The following is a 15,251-nucleotide window of genomic DNA, read 5'->3' as shown; positions in this document are numbered from 1 at the left end:
ATAATAACGCTGTTTCGTGTTAGTTTATGACTGTCTGAGTACAGTATCATTGGGATAATTGTTATTATTTGTCCTAAAATTTATTTTGAGATCACGTTGATGAATGCCAGCGAAGCGATACTATCACTGTACCAGCAGTTACTTACCTTAAGTAATGAGTGTTTGTTGCTTGCCAAAAAAGCCGAATGGGATAAATTGATCGATTTTTCGCACCGCTATATCATCACGGTAGAGAAACTTTCTCATTTGAATGACAATAGCGCTATCGAATTGTCAACAGATGAACAGCAAAAAATAAAAATCAGCCTGCAACGGATCCTGAATAATGAACAAGAGGTAAAAAAACTATTGCAAGCAAGGATGAGCGATCTAAAAGGTCTAATGAGTGTTTCAACTCAGCAGCATTCGGTTAATTCTGCTTATAACAAGTTCGCCGACAGGCAATCAATGTTGCCGGGAAAAATAAGCGAAGAATAAACATTCATGATCAATGGCCTGCGAACTATAGCCAAAATACGACGGATTTCTTATTCATTATCGCGCTTATAAAGCTTCCACTGATCGATAAGCTCGCCGCTGGGTAGCAGGCATTTGGTCGCGCGGCCCGTAGAAGTAGCTGACCTGGCGTTTGTCTTGATGGTTATCACTTTACCGCCTTTTTTCTCGCACCAAGCCGCCGCCACATTTTGTACGCCCGAAGTGGTTTTTGTGACCGACTGCTGGCTGTCCGCCGCCGCGCAGGCGACAGAAAACAACGCGGTCAACATGCAGGTCATGACTGTTCTTATCAGGGTATTCATTGTCAAGCTCTCAAAGATAGGGGTACCGTCATCAAACGTTCATACTCATAATTTCCTGATAAGCGGTAACCAGCTTATTACGCACCTGAATGCCCATTTGCATTGAAACCGAGGCCTTTTGCAGATCGACCATCACATCATTGAGCGCAACTCCCGGTTTACCCAGCTCAAAGTCCTGCGCCTGGGTGCGGGCAGCCTGCTGCTGTTCGCTAATCTTGCCCAACGCCGATTTCATTTCCGCCGCGAACCCGGCGCCCGCGGCAACCGGAACCTTGGCTTCGCTGCCCGTGGCCTGAAGCGCCGTGGCCTGTAATTGCGCCACCACTGAAGCAATGCCTTCCACCGCCATCTCTCACCTCCGCATAGGTAAATTACCAGTGGATAACATATCAGAATCAAAGAGGTTCTAAGCCGTTAAATAGCTATGAAAAACCCGGCTAATTCGGCAATCAAATTTTCCGGCCCGAGGAAATAATGTAAAGCCCACCATTTGGGTGACATCCATGTTAATGCGTATCGGGCATTGCTCATCTTGGAGTTTGTTTTGTTATCAACATTCATTATCAATTTGTCAATTTCTAGCAGGGAATACGAATGAGCACCGTGAAAAGCAGTTTGAACGCGGCTAACAAAAACGGATTTACTGCAATGCTTTCCTCTTTGCGTGCTAATCCCAAAATTCCATTGTTGGTTGCTGCAGCTGCAGCTCTTGCCGTTGTTTCCGCATTGATTTTATGGGCACAAACACCTGATTACCGGGTACTGTACAGCAACCTGAACGATCGTGACGGCGGAAGTATTGTTGCTCAACTTGGGCAAATGAATATTCCTTACCGCTTTGCAGATAACGGCGGCGCGTTGCTGATCCCCGTCGATAAGATACATGAAACCCGCCTGCGCCTGGCACAACAGGGGTTGCCTAAAGGCGGAGCAGTTGGTTTTGAGCTGCTCGACCAGGAAAAATTCGGTATTAGTCAATTCAGTGAGCAAGTCAACTACCAGCGAGCGCTGGAGGGCGAACTGTCACGTACTATAGAAACGCTGGGACCGGTGGTAAACGCGCGCGTTCATCTGGCTATTCCCAAGCCGTCATTGTTTGTTCGTGAACAGAAATCTCCGTCCGCGTCGGTGACGCTAAATTTGCAACCAGGCCGAGCGCTGGATGATGGGCAGATCAACGCCATTGTCTATATGGTTTCCAGCAGCGTATCAGGTTTACCCCCTGACAATGTCACCATCGTCGACCAAAACGGGCGTCTGCTGACCCAGTCTGACAGCAGCGGCCGCGATCTGAATACTGCGCAGCTGAAATTTACCGCAGAAGTTGAAAATCTTTATCAGCGCCGTATTGAAGCGATTCTGACTCCGGTGGTCGGCCTTGGCAATGTCCATGCGCAGGTAACGGCCCAGCTTGATTTTTCCAGCCGGGAACAGACCGACGAGCAATATCAGCCCAACCAAGCGCCGAATCAGGCAGCAGTGCGTTCACAACAGAGCAGCAACAGCGAGCAAAGAGGAAACGGCATGGTCGGCGGCGTGCCTGGCGCACTTTCAAACCAACCGGCTCCAGCCCCAACGGCGCCGATAACGACACCGGCCAATAACGCCAATGCCAATGCAAACAACGCCAATGCAGGCAATGCGCAAAATACCAACGCCACCAATACCAATACGGCCCCTACGCCTTCCAGCACGCGTAATGACTCCACAATCAACTATGAAGTCGACCGTACTATTCGTCATACCAAACAGAGTGCCGGTTCACTGCAACGACTTTCTGTCGCAGTGGTGGTCAACTACCGTCAGTCGGAAGATGGTAATCCCGTCGCATTGACTGACGAGCAAATCAAGCAAATTGAATCGCTGACTCGTGAAGCAATGGGTTATTCCAGCGAGCGTGGAGATACGCTGAATATCGCCAATACGCCATTCACGCAAACAGAAAATATCGCCGGCGAGCTTCCCTTCTGGCAGCAGCAAAGTTTCTTTGACAGCTTAATGAATGCGGGACGCTGGCTGCTTGTCGCCCTCGTCGCCTTTATCCTGTGGCGTAAACTGCTTAAACCACTGCTGAATAAAGACAAGGCAACCGTGGCGAATGCGCCGGTAGCGGCGGCGGGTCTAAACAACGATGCCGATGTCATCGTGAAATTGAGCAAAGATGAACAAGAACAGCAGAAACGTTCTCAACAGAGAGTTAGTGCCGAAATCCAGAGTCAGAGAATCCGTGACATGGCAGAAAATGACCCCCGTGTGGTTGCATTGGTAATCCGTCAGTGGATGGGAGGTGAAATATGAGTCTGACCGGAACTGAAAAGAGCGCTATTCTACTGATGACCATTGGTGAAGATCGTGCTGCCGATGTGTTTACCCATCTCTCAACCAGAGAAGTACAGCATTTAAGTGCGGCAATGGCCAGCATGAAGCAGATATCGCATCAGCAGCTAACGGAAGTATTAAAAGAGTTCGAGGTTGATTCCGAACAGTACGCCGCGCTAGGTATTAATGCCGGAGATTACCTGCGTTCCGTATTGGTCAAGGCGCTGGGCGAAGAGCGTGCCTCCAGCCTGCTGGAAGATATTCTGGAAAGCCGCGAAACCACCAGTGGAATGGAAACGCTCAACTTTATGGAACCGCAGAGCGCTGCTGATTTAATTCAGGAAGAACATCCACAAATTATCGCGACTATCCTGGTGCACCTGAAACGAGCGCAGGCGGCCGATATTCTGGCCTTATTCGACGAACGCCTGCGCAACGATGTCATGCTGCGTATCGCCACCTTCGGCGGGGTACAACCCGCCGCGCTGGCGGAGCTGACGGAAGTGTTGAATGGCTTGTTGGACGGCCAGAATCTCAAACGCAGCAAGATGGGCGGTATCCGAACTGCGGCCGAGATTATCAACCTGATGAAAACCCAGCAGGAAGAAGCCGTTATTGATGCCGTGCGTGAGTTCGATGGCGAACTGGCGCAGAAAATTATTGATGAAATGTTCCTGTTCGAGAATCTGGTGGATGTGGACGACCGCAGTATTCAGCGCCTGTTGCAGGAAGTGGAATCCGAATCGCTGCTTATTGCACTGAAAGGCGCCGAACAGCCGCTGCGCGAGAAATTCCTCAAGAATATGTCCCAGCGCGCAGCTGAAATTCTGCGCGATGATTTGACGACTCGCGGCCCGGTACGCATGTCTCAGGTGGAAAGCGAACAGAAGGCCATCCTGCTTATTGTTCGCCGATTGGCAGACAGCGGGGAAATCGTGATTGGCGGCGGAGAGGATGCCTATGTCTGATGCAATTAAAGGGATGAACTGGCAGCCTTGGTCGTTAGATGATCTTTCCTCGCACGAGGAGTTTCATCCGCATCCTGCATCAGCAAAAAAAGATGACGCCCCGCCATCCGCCGGCGTCACACCATCTTTCACTGAAGAAGATTTGGCCGAATTGCGTGAGCGGGTTGAAAAAAAAGCGCAACAAGCCGGGTTCAATCATGGCGAGCAGGAAGGTTATAACGCCGGCTATCAACGTGGATTGGAAGAAGGCAGAAAGCAAGGACTGGAAGAAATACAGCAACAACAATCCCCGATGGTGGCCCAATTGCAACAAATGGTGACTGAATTCCAGCAGACGCTGGATTCATTGGACTCGGTCGTCCCGGCCCGTCTGATGCAACTGGCGTTAACCGCCGCCAAGCAGGTTCTTGGCCAGGCGCCGGTTTGCGATGGCACCGCGCTGCTCAGCCAGATTCAACAATTTATTCAGCAAGAGCCTATGTTCAGCGGTAAACCGCAGCTACGGGTGCATTCTTCTGATCTGGCTCAAGTGGAAAAGCATCTTGGCGCTACGCTCAGCAAGCACGGGTGGAGTTTGCTGGCTGACAATCAGCTACATCCGGGCGGATGCAAAGTCAGCGCCGAAGAAGGCGATCTCGACGCCAGCCTGGCGACCCGATGGCGTGAATTGTGCCGTCTGGCGGCACCGGGAGAATTATGATGACATCCCGACTCTCCCGCTGGCTGTCTACGATCGATGCCTATGAAAAACGCATCGCCGCCACGCCCTCGGTCCGGCATTACGGCAAACTTGTGCGGGCGACCGGTCTGGTGCTGGAGGCCACGGGATTACATCTTCCGCTGGGCGCGACCTGCCTGATAGAGCGTCAGTACGGCAGTGATATTAAAGAACTGGAAAGCGAGGTTGTCGGCTTTAATGGGCAAAAGCTGTTCCTGATGCCGCTGGAAGAAATGGAAGGGATCACGCCGGGCGCCCGTGTGTATGCTCGTCAGTCTGCCGATGGCAGCACTCAGGGAAAACAACTGCCATTAGGGCCGGAACTGCTGGGCCGGGTGTTGGACGGTACAGCCAAACCGCTTGATGGATTGCCGGCCCCGGAGACCGGCTACCGAGCAACGCTGACCTCCGCGCCATATAATCCTTTGCAGCGAACCCCGATAAGCAGCGTGCTTGATGTCGGCGTCCGAGCCATCAATGCGTTACTGACCGTTGGCCGTGGACAGCGTATGGGCCTGTTCGCAGGCTCCGGGGTGGGGAAAAGCGTACTGCTCGGCATGATGGCGCGTTATACCAAAGCGGATGTTATCGTCGTCGGCCTCATTGGAGAACGCGGCCGGGAAGTTAAAGATTTTATTGAAAACATCCTCGGCGATGAAGGCCGCTCCCGCTCCGTGGTGATTGCCGCCCCGGCGGACGTATCGCCCTTATTGCGTATGCAAGGGGCGGCTTACGCAACGCGTATTGCCGAAGACTTTCGCGATCGCGGTCATCATGTATTGCTGATTATGGATTCACTCACGCGCTACGCAATGGCCCAGCGTGAAATCGCGCTGGCGATTGGCGAACCCCCGGCGACCAAGGGCTATCCGCCATCCGTTTTCGCCAAATTGCCTTCACTGGTGGAAAGGGCCGGTAACGGTATTAATGGCGGCGGTTCAATTACCGCTTTCTATACCGTGTTGACGGAAGGGGACGATCAACAAGATCCCATCGCCGATGCGGCTCGGGCTATCCTTGACGGCCATATTGTCCTATCGCGGCATCTGGCCGAATCGGGTCACTATCCCGCTATTGATATTGAAGCCTCAATTAGTCGGGCAATGACTTCACTGGTAGATGAAAAGCACTACACCACAGTGCAACAATTTAAACAGTTGCTTTCCAGCTATCAGCGCAACCACGACCTGATAAGCGTGGGCGCTTATGCCGCGGGAAGCGATCCGTTACTTGATCGTGCTATTAGTCTCTACCCCAATATGGAAAAGTTTTTAAAGCAGGGAATTTTTGAACGTTGCAACTACGAAGATGCGCAAAATCAGCTTTTTACTCTGTTTTCTTCCGGCAATATAAGCTGACGGTTTTTTTTGACGTTAATTAATTGGATTAGTTTGAATATTTCACTGTGGGGTCAGATGAAAACGCAATCACCTTTAGATACATTACGCGATTTAGCTAAACAAGAAGCTGATGATGCTGCTGTACTGCTGGGGAAAATTCGTCAGTCGCATCTGAATGTCCAAAAGCAGTTGGAGATGTTGCTCGACTACGAGACAGATTACCGTCAGCAATTACAATCCACCATGAGTAGCGGTATTAATTCCGCTAACTGGTATAATTATCAACAATTTATGCTAACGCTGGAAAAAGCGATAGAGCAGCATCGGAAACAGCTTGCGCACTGGAATCAGCAATTACAGCAGGCAACCCAGACCTGGCGGGCCAAGTACCAGAGGTTGAATGCTTTTATTACCTTGCAGGATCGCTCGGCACAAAAAGCCCTGATACACGCCAACCGTCAGGATCAGAAACTGATGGACGAATTTGCACAACGAGCCTCACTGAGGAAGCATCCATGAATCTTTCCAGCGTCAGTAATGTTGCTGCCAATAACAGCGCGTCAGCCGACCTATCGTCTACGCGCCAGTCTGAGTCCGGCAGCAGTTTCGAACAGATGTTATCAGCACATAGAGAAGCCAGCCCATCCACGGCGACAACGTCCGCTGACAATAGCACGACATCTAATGCTAATAAGCAACAAGCGACTGAATCCGTATCGGCGCAATCACGTTCCAAAGAGCCGCAGGCGGATAAAACAGCCTCTCGGCAGGATGATGTCAATAACGACGACAAACCCGGCATTGCCGAAACAGAAAACGCTTCTGCTGACGCCGATCTGATTCCCGTGCCCTCCGCATTAAAAAATGCATCTATGGCGATGTCGGATAAAGGAAAAAAAGTTAGCGGTGAAGATGATGTTCAGTTGGCGTTGAACGAACCAAGTGAATCCGTCGTTGATAGCGCCCTTCTACCAACTACCCAGGAAACAACCGGCCATCAGGATGAGAACGATCTCTCCAGCGATACGCCGGATGCCGCTACCCTGTCATTGCTGTCAATGTTGAACCAGGTTCAAACCACAAAAACCAATGCGCCATCTGTCGCATCAACAACAGTCGTCAATGATACGCTGACGCCGGCACAGTCCGCTGCCGTTTCCTTAACGCTGACGGGCGAAGTTGCAACAACGGATACGACTACGGAATCGGATAAGCCGTTAACGCCATTTATCACGGCCGGCGCTGACGCTGATAACAGTCAGCTCAATCGCGCCGATACGGCAATTAGCAAAAAAACCGGGTTCTCTACTGACGCTAACGACAACACTGCTGGTAATACCGCGCTTTCGGCGGCCACAGCCAGAAGCAGCGAGTCGATTTCTGCCAATACCGCCGGTAACACTTCGCCGCTGATTCCCCCCCCTTCCCAGATCTTGTCGGCAACAGCTCCGGCAGCCAGTACTGTTGCCACTTCAACCGCCATGCTGAACGCGCAAATGGGTAGTGAAGCCTGGCATCAGACGCTCGGCCAACAGATTATCCTGTTTGCCCGTGACGGCCAGCAGAACGCCAGGCTTCGGCTGCACCCGGAAGAACTGGGCTCTTTGCAGATTAGCCTGACGCTGAATAACGACAACGAAGCCCAGCTCCACTTCGTGTCCGCGCACAGCCAGGTTAGAGCGGCTTTAGAAGCCGCCCTGCCCCATCTGCGTACGTCATTGGCGGAGAGCGGCATTGATTTAGGGCAGGCCAGCGTGGGCAGCGAATCATCACAGAGCTGGGCGCAAGACCAGCAAACGTCTGATTCAGGTTTTGTGCAACAGTCTGACGGTACGTCATCGGAGGGATTAGCAACGCCGCTGAACGTACCGGCCTCCCTGCAACAAATGGCTTCTGGCGTTACCGGGGTTGATATCTTCGCTTAAGATGCCGATAAATACCCAAGGTAGCCTCATTTTCCTTGTCTATTCGTCCTATTGATGAAAAAAATAGACGGGATAATCGACCTTGGGCTAAATGAGGTCGGTGATGTCTTTTTCATGTCATCTTTCAAATACGTAACAGGAATTATCTTTACTTATGTCTGAACAAGCTCTCACCTCGGGACGAAAGCGTTCAATCTGGCCGGTCGTGCTTATCGTTATTACGTTGCTGACGGCCATTGCGGGAGGCGCTGCATGGTGGTTTTTGTATACACCTACTGACGCTACGCAAGCGCTGAAAGTTGTGCCGCCACCGGCGCCGGTTTTTATGCCGCTTGACACTTTTACCGTTAACTTACAGAACCCTGACAATGATTTGGATCGGGTTCTATACGTTGGCTTTACTCTGAGATTGCCGGACGAAGCTACACACCAACAGCTCAGTAATTATTTGCCGGAAGTGCGTAGTCGTTTGCTTTTGCTATTATCCCGCCAAAACTCAGCTTCCCTGAGTACAGAACAAGGGAAACAGCAACTGGTGGAAGAAATCAAACAAGTACTTGCTCCCCCTTTAGTCTCAGGACAGGCGGAACAAACAATCAATGATGTTCTGTTCACAGCGTTCATACTACGGTAATTATTTATGGGTGATAGTATTCTTTCTCAGGCTGAAATCGACGCCCTGCTTAATGGCAGCAGCGACGATGGGGATGACACCCCGGTAGCCACCGTAGCGGGCGACGTAAAACCTTATGATCCCAACACGCAGCGTCGTGTTGTTCGTGAACGTTTGCAAGCCCTGGAAATTATTAACGAGCGCTTTGCCCGTCAGTTCAGAATGGGGCTGTTTAATCTTCTGCGCCGTAGCCCTGATATTACGGTAGGCGCCATTAAAATTTTGCCTTATCACGAATTTGCACGAAATCTGCCGGTACCGACAAACATTAACCTGATCCACATGAAACCCTTGCGTGGAACCGCGCTGTTGGTCTTTTCACCCAGCCTGGTTTTTATTGCAGTCGATAACCTGTTTGGCGGCGATGGACGGTTTCCAACCAAAGTTGAAGGCCGGGAATTTACCCATACCGAACAAAGAATCGTTAAGCGCATGCTACGTCTTGCGCTGGAAGCCTATAGCGATGCCTGGCAGGCGATCTACAAGCTGGATATAGAATATGTCCGCTCGGAGATGCAGGTAAAATTTACCAACATCACCACTTCACCTAACGATATAGTGGTGACTACGCCTTTTCATGTGGAAATCGGTTCATTAACCGGGGAGTTCAGTATTTGTATTCCCTTCGCCATGATTGAGCCGCTGCGCGAACTCCTGGTTAATCCGCCGCTGGAAAACTCACGCCAGGAAGATCAAAACTGGCGAGAAGCATTAGCGAAACAGGTGCAACATTCAGAACTGGAGCTGGTGGCAAGCTTTGTGGATATTCCTTTACGCATCTCCAAGCTCCTCCAGTTACAACCTGGCGATATCCTGCCGATCGACAAGCCAGAGCGGTTGATCGCCCATGTTGACGGCGTACCGGTCCTGACCTGCCAGTATGGTACAACCGACGGGCAATATGCTTTAAAAGTTGAACATTTAATTAATCCTATTTTGAATTCTTTGAACGATGAGGGACAGCCCAATGAGTGACAGCAAGAAACCGTCCGAAGAAAAGGGATCCGTGGACGATTTGTGGGCTGATGCATTTAATGAGCAACAGACTGCGGAAAAAAGCACAGCCAGCACCGATAACGTATTTGATAATCTTTCTGCCCAGCAAGGAGCAAATGCTTTGCAGGATATTGATATGATCATGGATATCCCAGTAAAACTGACCGTTGAGTTGGGAAGGACAAAAATGACTATCAAGGAACTACTGCAACTTTCTCAAGGTTCGGTGGTTCCTCTGGAGGGATTGGCCGGCGAGCCGCTGGATATTCTGATCAACGGGTATCTGATCGCCCAGGGCGAAGTTGTCGTAGTCGCGGATAAATACGGTGTGCGGATCACCGATATCATAACCCCTTCCGAACGTATGCGCCGACTGAGCCGCTGATGAGTCAGACGACGATCCCCACGGCGACCGTTGAGAGCGTATCGACTATCGCCGCAACGCCGCCGATATCCAATACGATGCTGCTGTCTCAGGTCGGCAGCGTATTGGTTGGCATTCTGCTGCTTATTGCGTTGCTTGCCTGGATTATCCGAAAATTAGGTCTGACGACACATACGCACAACAATCGTTTATTGAAAGTGGTTTCTACCTGTCAGGTCGGTCAGCGGGAACGGGTCGTCATTGTTGAAGTCGACAATAACTGGCTGGTGCTGGGCGTCACGCCACAGAACATTTCACCATTGCTGACATTGCCCGCCCATCCCATAGATAAGTCAACCAATGCAAATAAAGATAAAGCGGCGGATTTTCGTCAGTTACTGTCAAAAGTATTAAAACGCCCGGAAACATCGGCATGAATGTTATTGTAAAACGATTATCCCCCAAGTTGTTCCTCCAGATTCTGATTGGTACGCTTTTCCTGACGACTCCAGCAGCATGGGCACTATTACCGGGTATTATCAGTCAACCATTACCCAACGGGGGACAAAGCTGGTCGCTGCCGGTACAAACGCTGGTCTTTATGACGTCGCTGACATTTCTACCGGCGGTGTTACTGATGATGACCAGCTTTACTCGCATTATTATCGTGTTAAGTCTGTTACGCAGCGCTATCGGAACCGCGACCGCGCCCCCCAACCAGATCATTCTGGGCATAAGTCTGTTTCTGACCTTTTTTGTTATGTCTCCAGTACTTAACAAAATCTATCAGGATGCTTATCTGCCTTTCAGTCAAAACGAGATCACCATGGAAGCCGCGATTGAAACCGGCGCTCAACCCCTGCGTGAATTTATGTTGCGGCAAACGCGTGAAGCCGATCTGGCGCTGTTTACCCGACTGGCGGAAATTCCGGCGTTGGAAGGACCAGAGTCCGTTCCGATGCGGATATTAATACCGGCTTTTGTTACCAGCGAACTGAAAACCGCCTTTCAAATTGGGTTCACCATCTTCATTCCTTTTTTGATTATTGACCTGGTGGTAGCCAGCGTTTTAATGGCCCTGGGTATGATGATGGTTCCGCCGGCTACCGTGTCGTTGCCTTTTAAGCTGATGCTGTTTGTGCTTGTCGACGGCTGGCAGTTATTAATAGGTTCTCTGGCGCAGAGTTTCTACAGCTAGAGTTTCTACAATCACCGTTTCTACAATCAGGAAACAGGAAACGCTGACCGGGATTATTATCATGACACCTGAATCGGTTATGGCGCTTGGTTATGAAGCGATGAAAGTCGCCCTTGCCCTTGCCGCCCCTTTGTTGCTGGCGGCGTTGCTGACCGGCCTGATCGTCAGCCTGTTGCAGGCCGCTACACAGGTCAATGAAATGACGCTATCGTTCATTCCCAAGATTCTGGCCGTATTTACCGCCATCATTATTGCCGGTCCCTGGATGCTTAATCTGTTATTGGACTATATGCGCACGCTTTTCAGTAACCTGCCGACAATTATTGGATAATAATGATAGACGTCACCAGCGCCGATTTAACCTATTGGTTAGGGCTATTTTTTTGGCCCTTCGTGCGGCTATTGGCGCTGATTGCCACGGCACCGCTATTTAGCGAAAAAGGCATCGACAGTAAGGTGAAAATCGGTCTCGCTTTCCTGTGTACCGTTCTGGTGGCGCCAAACCTGACGGTCGAAAGTACGCCCATTTTTTCCGTCCCCGGTGTTTGGCTGTTAATAAAGCAGGTACTGATTGGCATCTCACTAGGCTTCACCATGCAGTTGGCTTTTGCCGTATTTCGCCTGGCCGGTGAAATTATCGGCTTACAGATGGGATTATCCTTTGCAACTTTCTTCGACCCATCGAGTGGCGCCAATACCTCAGTATTATCCCGTTTTTTCAATGTGTTCGCTATGCTGCTATTCCTGGTGTTCGACGGACATCTGTGGCTTATTTCATTATTGGCCGACAGCTTTTATCTTATTCCCATCAATCAGGACTTAATCAATAGCAATATTTTTCTATCCATTGCTCAAACGGGCGGCTTGGTTTTTATTAACGGACTGATGTTTTCTCTTCCTTTAATCACGTTCCTGTTGATTATTAATATATCGTTGGGTGTTTTAAACCGAATTTCACCTCAGCTCTCCGTCTTTGTCGTCGGCTTCCCAATCACTCTCACCATCGGAATATTAACCATTGGATTGTTGATGCCGCTGTTTGCACCGTTTTCAGAGCACGTGTTCAGTGAGTTATTTGACGTGTTGGCGATGATTATCAGGGAATTTATTGTACGGTAACAATAAGTTGATAAATAAAACGGTGCTATCGAGAGGGATTGATTAAGCCATAAAAAATGGTGCATCAATGATTAAATTAATCAAATGATACACCTAAAAAACGTGCCCGGTTTAGCACGCTAAATTTTTTGCTATCGCATAAATTAGCTATTCATCTCAAACAACGACATTGACATCATGCTAGAGGTTACGTAAGCGGAAGCCTGTAGCGCCACCTGCAACATGCTGTAGGTAGCGGTCGCTTCAGCAAAATCGATCTCCACCAGATCGGTCATTCGGCCGGAATAGACGATATCCAGAGTCGAGTTAAGACTGTTCAGCGAATCAATGGCGGTCAGTTTGCCACCCAGGGCGGTCTGAGCGGTGAGCACGTCGTCCAGTTGCTCGCTCATCGTACCGATCGCCGCGTTGATTGACGCACTATATTCTTCCTGCGTCATGCCACTGTCCGCGTCTTCCAATGAAGTTCCCAGAGAAGTCAGCACGCTGTCGATGATATCGAAAATATTACTGCCGTTATCGCCAAAGATGCTGGTACCGGTATCGCCAATAGTGATATTCAGGCTGCCAGACACGCTCAGCGAAATAGCGCTGCTGCTGCCGTTGTAAGTTACCGTGCCATCGTCCGCCACGCTAAAAGGCTCGCTACCCGTCGCATAACCGCCAAAAATATAGTTGCCGCTGCCGTCTGTACTGTTTCCCAGCGCTACTAGTTGATCCTTGTAGGTTTGTAGTTCTGTGGCCATCGATTCCCGGTCTACATCGCTATAGGTGGTATTTCCGGCCTTTACAAGCAGCGTCTGGATGCTCTGGATAACATTGACAACCTCATCCAGCGTGGAATCTTCCACGGCAAGACTGTTTTCCGCGTTACTGCGCGCGGTAGAATACTGCTCGCTGCTAGCTTGCGTTTGCGACAGCAGGACGGCCTGAGCTGCGGCCACCGGATCGTCGGAAGGCTTGCTCACCCGAATGCCGGACGAAGTCTGTTCCGCGGCAGTCGCCAGATCGGAGCTAAGTTTCATCATCGAACTGAGCTGCTGCTGATATATCACACTGGTGCTAAGACGCATGACTACCATCCTTACTGTGTTTCATTAATTTGTGCCAATTATCTATTTATTTAGTTGATCGCCGACAACAGCGAGTCGAAGATATTGTTGGCGGTAGACAACACCTGCGCACAAGCGGAGTAATACTGCTGATAGGCAGTAAGGTTGACATACTCCTCGTCCAGGTTGACCCCGGACACCGACTGCTGCTGCTCCGTGAGCGTTGTCACGATTGTCGATTGGGAAGTAGAAAGACTGTCTGCCGAACTGGTTTTTACCCCGATATTGCCAATCAGGGCCGCATAACTCTCCGTCAACGTATAAGTGCCATTGATCAGGTCCGAGGTCTGCAATGCCTGCATCTTCGTCAGATTGCTGTTGTCGCTATCTCCGTCCGTGGTTCCGGCCGCTGCGATGAGCGAACCATCGCTTAGCGCCACGGACAGGCTGGAGATGACGCCGCTTACCGACTCAACGGTGAACGAATCGCCGGAATCAGCTGCGCCGGAAACAGTAACCGTCAAGCCATCGAAAGTCAGAGCGGTGTTGCCGTCACCATCGGTGCTGGTGGTGTAGTCGATCGTCGAACCATCGGAGACCTTGGTCACCGTCCAGTTACCATCCTTATAGGCCAGAGTATAGTCACTGGCTGCCACCGCACTGGTATCAGAATAAGCAGCAGTCAGCGAAGCGCTGCCGCTATTGGTGGTATAAGCGCTCACGGACGGATCGTCGTAAGTAAAGAAATCCGTGCCGGCATCCCCGCTCAAATCGTATCCTTCGCTCTGCAACTCGTTCAGGTTGCTGGCCAACGTCAGCGCAATCTGCCCCAGCGTATTGCGCGTACTATCAATATCGTCACGTACCGCAAACAGACCGGCAATGCTGCCGCCGCTAATCTCGCTCTCGTTGATGTTCGTCAGATTACCGGATCCATTGTCATAGGCGATAGTCAGGCGAGAAGTGTCGGTGCTGTCAGTTACCGTCGTCAGGCTATAGGCCGTACTTCCCTGCACCAATGTCATGCCGTTGGAGAGAGAGACGGTAACGACGGAATCGTCCTGAGTACTGACCGTGACGCCGATTATATCGTTCAGTTTGTTGATCAACTGGTCTCGTTGATCCAGCAAGGCATTGGCTGAACTGCTATCGCTACCCAGTTTGGCAATCTGCTCGTTCAATTCAGCGATTTGCTCGGCATAGCTGTTAACCTGATCGATGGAGGTAGTGATTTGCTGATTGATGGCCGAGTCCATCGACGTGAGGTAATCATCAATCGTTTGTAGCTGCGTCACCAGCGATTCCGCACTACTAAGCACCGCCTGACGAGCGGAAGAATCGCTGGCGTTGGCGCTAAGAGAGCTTAGGCTGGAAAAAAAGTTAGACAGCAGAGTATCAATGCTGGAGTCATCGCTCGACAACAGGCTGTCGATCTGGGAGATCTGATCATAATAGGAACTGGTTGCGGCATAACTGGCTGATGCGTTGCGCAACTGGGCCACCGTCAACTCTTCATATGCTCGATTGACGGAAGATATCGTTACCCCGGATGAAGTTGTCGTGGACGACAACGTCACAGTCTGCCTGCTGTAGCCATCGGTATAGACATTGGTGATGTTGTTAGAAGTGGTATTCAGCAACATCTGCGCAGCTTTGAGGCCGGAAGAGGCAATACTGGTCAACGAACTCGCCATGACATTTCCTTATTTCCTTTTTTCATACACCGACTAAGCAGCCAGAATAAATATTTCAGTTAACTTTCTTATCGTCTGTTGGCGG

Annotated in this window: 18 protein-coding genes; 14 read left to right on the top strand and 4 right to left on the bottom strand. The window is 50.5% G+C overall.

Going from position 1 to position 15,251, the window contains the following annotated elements:
- Positions 1-99: 99 nt before the first annotated feature.
- The gene (fliT, locus tag MFP24_RS21205; protein ID WP_249232655.1) at positions 100-477 is read left to right on the top strand and encodes a flagellar protein FliT; all 378 of its coding nucleotides are present in this window, start codon (positions 100-102) and stop codon (positions 475-477) included.
- Between the two features lie 50 nt (positions 478-527).
- Here the strand turns inward: fliT and MFP24_RS21200 are convergent, their stop codons facing one another.
- Both MFP24_RS21200 and fliE read right to left on the bottom strand, forming a co-directional pair.
- A complete protein-coding gene (locus tag MFP24_RS21200) occupies positions 528-800 on the bottom strand; it encodes a DUF333 domain-containing protein (RefSeq protein ID WP_249232656.1) in 273 nt (90 codons plus the stop codon).
- Between the two features lie 31 nt (positions 801-831).
- A complete protein-coding gene (fliE, locus tag MFP24_RS21195; protein WP_249232657.1) occupies positions 832-1,149 on the bottom strand; it encodes a flagellar hook-basal body complex protein FliE in 318 nt (105 codons plus the stop codon).
- A 245-nt stretch (positions 1,150-1,394) separates the two neighbouring features.
- Between fliE and fliF the strand changes: the two genes are divergently transcribed.
- The 13 genes from fliF (at position 1,395) to fliR (ending at position 12,420) form a co-directional block, all read left to right on the top strand.
- Positions 1,395-3,098 (top strand): flagellar basal-body MS-ring/collar protein FliF, encoded by a 1,704-nt coding sequence (gene fliF / locus MFP24_RS21190; protein WP_249232658.1) that lies wholly within the window; start codon positions 1,395-1,397, stop codon positions 3,096-3,098.
- Complete coding sequence (gene fliG, locus MFP24_RS21185; protein ID WP_249232659.1) at positions 3,095-4,087, top strand: flagellar motor switch protein FliG; 993 nt, start codon at positions 3,095-3,097, stop codon at positions 4,085-4,087. Before fliF ends, fliG begins: the two co-directional genes overlap by 4 nt.
- Positions 4,080-4,787 carry a flagellar assembly protein FliH gene (gene fliH / locus MFP24_RS21180; protein WP_249232660.1) on the top strand — a complete coding sequence of 236 codons (708 nt, stop codon included), beginning with the start codon at positions 4,080-4,082 and terminating at the stop codon, positions 4,785-4,787. The genes fliG and fliH overlap by 8 nt, the downstream gene beginning before the upstream one ends.
- Positions 4,787-6,163, top strand: a complete 1,377-nt coding sequence (gene fliI, locus MFP24_RS21175; RefSeq protein ID WP_249232906.1) for a flagellar protein export ATPase FliI — start codon at positions 4,787-4,789, stop codon at positions 6,161-6,163. Before fliH ends, fliI begins: the two co-directional genes overlap by 1 nt.
- A 57-nt stretch (positions 6,164-6,220) precedes the next feature.
- A complete protein-coding gene (gene fliJ, locus MFP24_RS21170; protein ID WP_249232661.1) occupies positions 6,221-6,664 on the top strand; it encodes a flagellar export protein FliJ in 444 nt (147 codons plus the stop codon).
- Complete coding sequence (locus MFP24_RS21165; protein WP_249232662.1) at positions 6,661-8,070, top strand: flagellar hook-length control protein FliK; 1,410 nt, start codon at positions 6,661-6,663, stop codon at positions 8,068-8,070. The genes fliJ and MFP24_RS21165 overlap by 4 nt, the downstream gene beginning before the upstream one ends.
- A gap of 154 nt (positions 8,071-8,224) precedes the next feature.
- A complete protein-coding gene (gene fliL, locus MFP24_RS21160; protein ID WP_249232663.1) occupies positions 8,225-8,704 on the top strand; it encodes a flagellar basal body-associated protein FliL in 480 nt (159 codons plus the stop codon).
- A 6-nt stretch (positions 8,705-8,710) separates the two neighbouring features.
- On the top strand, positions 8,711-9,718 hold the full coding sequence (gene fliM, locus MFP24_RS21155; RefSeq protein WP_249232664.1) for a flagellar motor switch protein FliM: 1,008 nt from the start codon (positions 8,711-8,713) through the stop codon (positions 9,716-9,718).
- A complete protein-coding gene (gene fliN, locus MFP24_RS21150) occupies positions 9,711-10,124 on the top strand; it encodes a flagellar motor switch protein FliN (protein ID WP_249232665.1) in 414 nt (137 codons plus the stop codon). Before fliM ends, fliN begins: the two co-directional genes overlap by 8 nt.
- On the top strand, positions 10,124-10,540 hold the full coding sequence (gene fliO / locus MFP24_RS21145; protein ID WP_249232666.1) for a flagellar biosynthetic protein FliO: 417 nt from the start codon (positions 10,124-10,126) through the stop codon (positions 10,538-10,540). The genes fliN and fliO overlap by 1 nt, the downstream gene beginning before the upstream one ends.
- A complete protein-coding gene (fliP, locus tag MFP24_RS21140; protein ID WP_249232667.1) occupies positions 10,537-11,301 on the top strand; it encodes a flagellar type III secretion system pore protein FliP in 765 nt (254 codons plus the stop codon). Before fliO ends, fliP begins: the two co-directional genes overlap by 4 nt.
- Positions 11,302-11,362: 61 nt before the next feature.
- The gene (gene fliQ, locus MFP24_RS21135) at positions 11,363-11,632 is read left to right on the top strand and encodes a flagellar biosynthesis protein FliQ (RefSeq protein ID WP_239783632.1); all 270 of its coding nucleotides are present in this window, start codon (positions 11,363-11,365) and stop codon (positions 11,630-11,632) included.
- Positions 11,633-11,634: 2 nt separating this feature from the next.
- Positions 11,635-12,420 (top strand): flagellar biosynthetic protein FliR, encoded by a 786-nt coding sequence (gene fliR, locus MFP24_RS21130; RefSeq protein WP_249232668.1) that lies wholly within the window; start codon positions 11,635-11,637, stop codon positions 12,418-12,420.
- A gap of 143 nt (positions 12,421-12,563) precedes the next feature.
- Here fliR and flgL read toward each other — a convergent pair whose 3' ends face one another.
- Together flgL and flgK are read right to left on the bottom strand one after the other, a co-directional pair.
- Positions 12,564-13,493: a flagellar hook-associated protein FlgL gene (flgL, locus tag MFP24_RS21125; protein WP_249232669.1), complete on the bottom strand. Its 930-nt coding sequence runs from the start codon at positions 13,491-13,493 to the stop codon at positions 12,564-12,566.
- Between the two features lie 50 nt (positions 13,494-13,543).
- Positions 13,544-15,166 (bottom strand): flagellar hook-associated protein FlgK, encoded by a 1,623-nt coding sequence (flgK, locus tag MFP24_RS21120; RefSeq protein WP_249232670.1) that lies wholly within the window; start codon positions 15,164-15,166, stop codon positions 13,544-13,546.
- Positions 15,167-15,251 lie beyond the last annotated feature (85 nt).

Source organism: Brenneria tiliae, assembly GCF_023347575.1.
Classification (GTDB): Bacteria; Pseudomonadota; Gammaproteobacteria; order Enterobacterales; family Enterobacteriaceae; genus Brenneria; species Brenneria corticis.
Note: the sequence above shows the minus strand (reverse complement) of the source record. Positions and strands in the feature narration are given on the sequence as shown.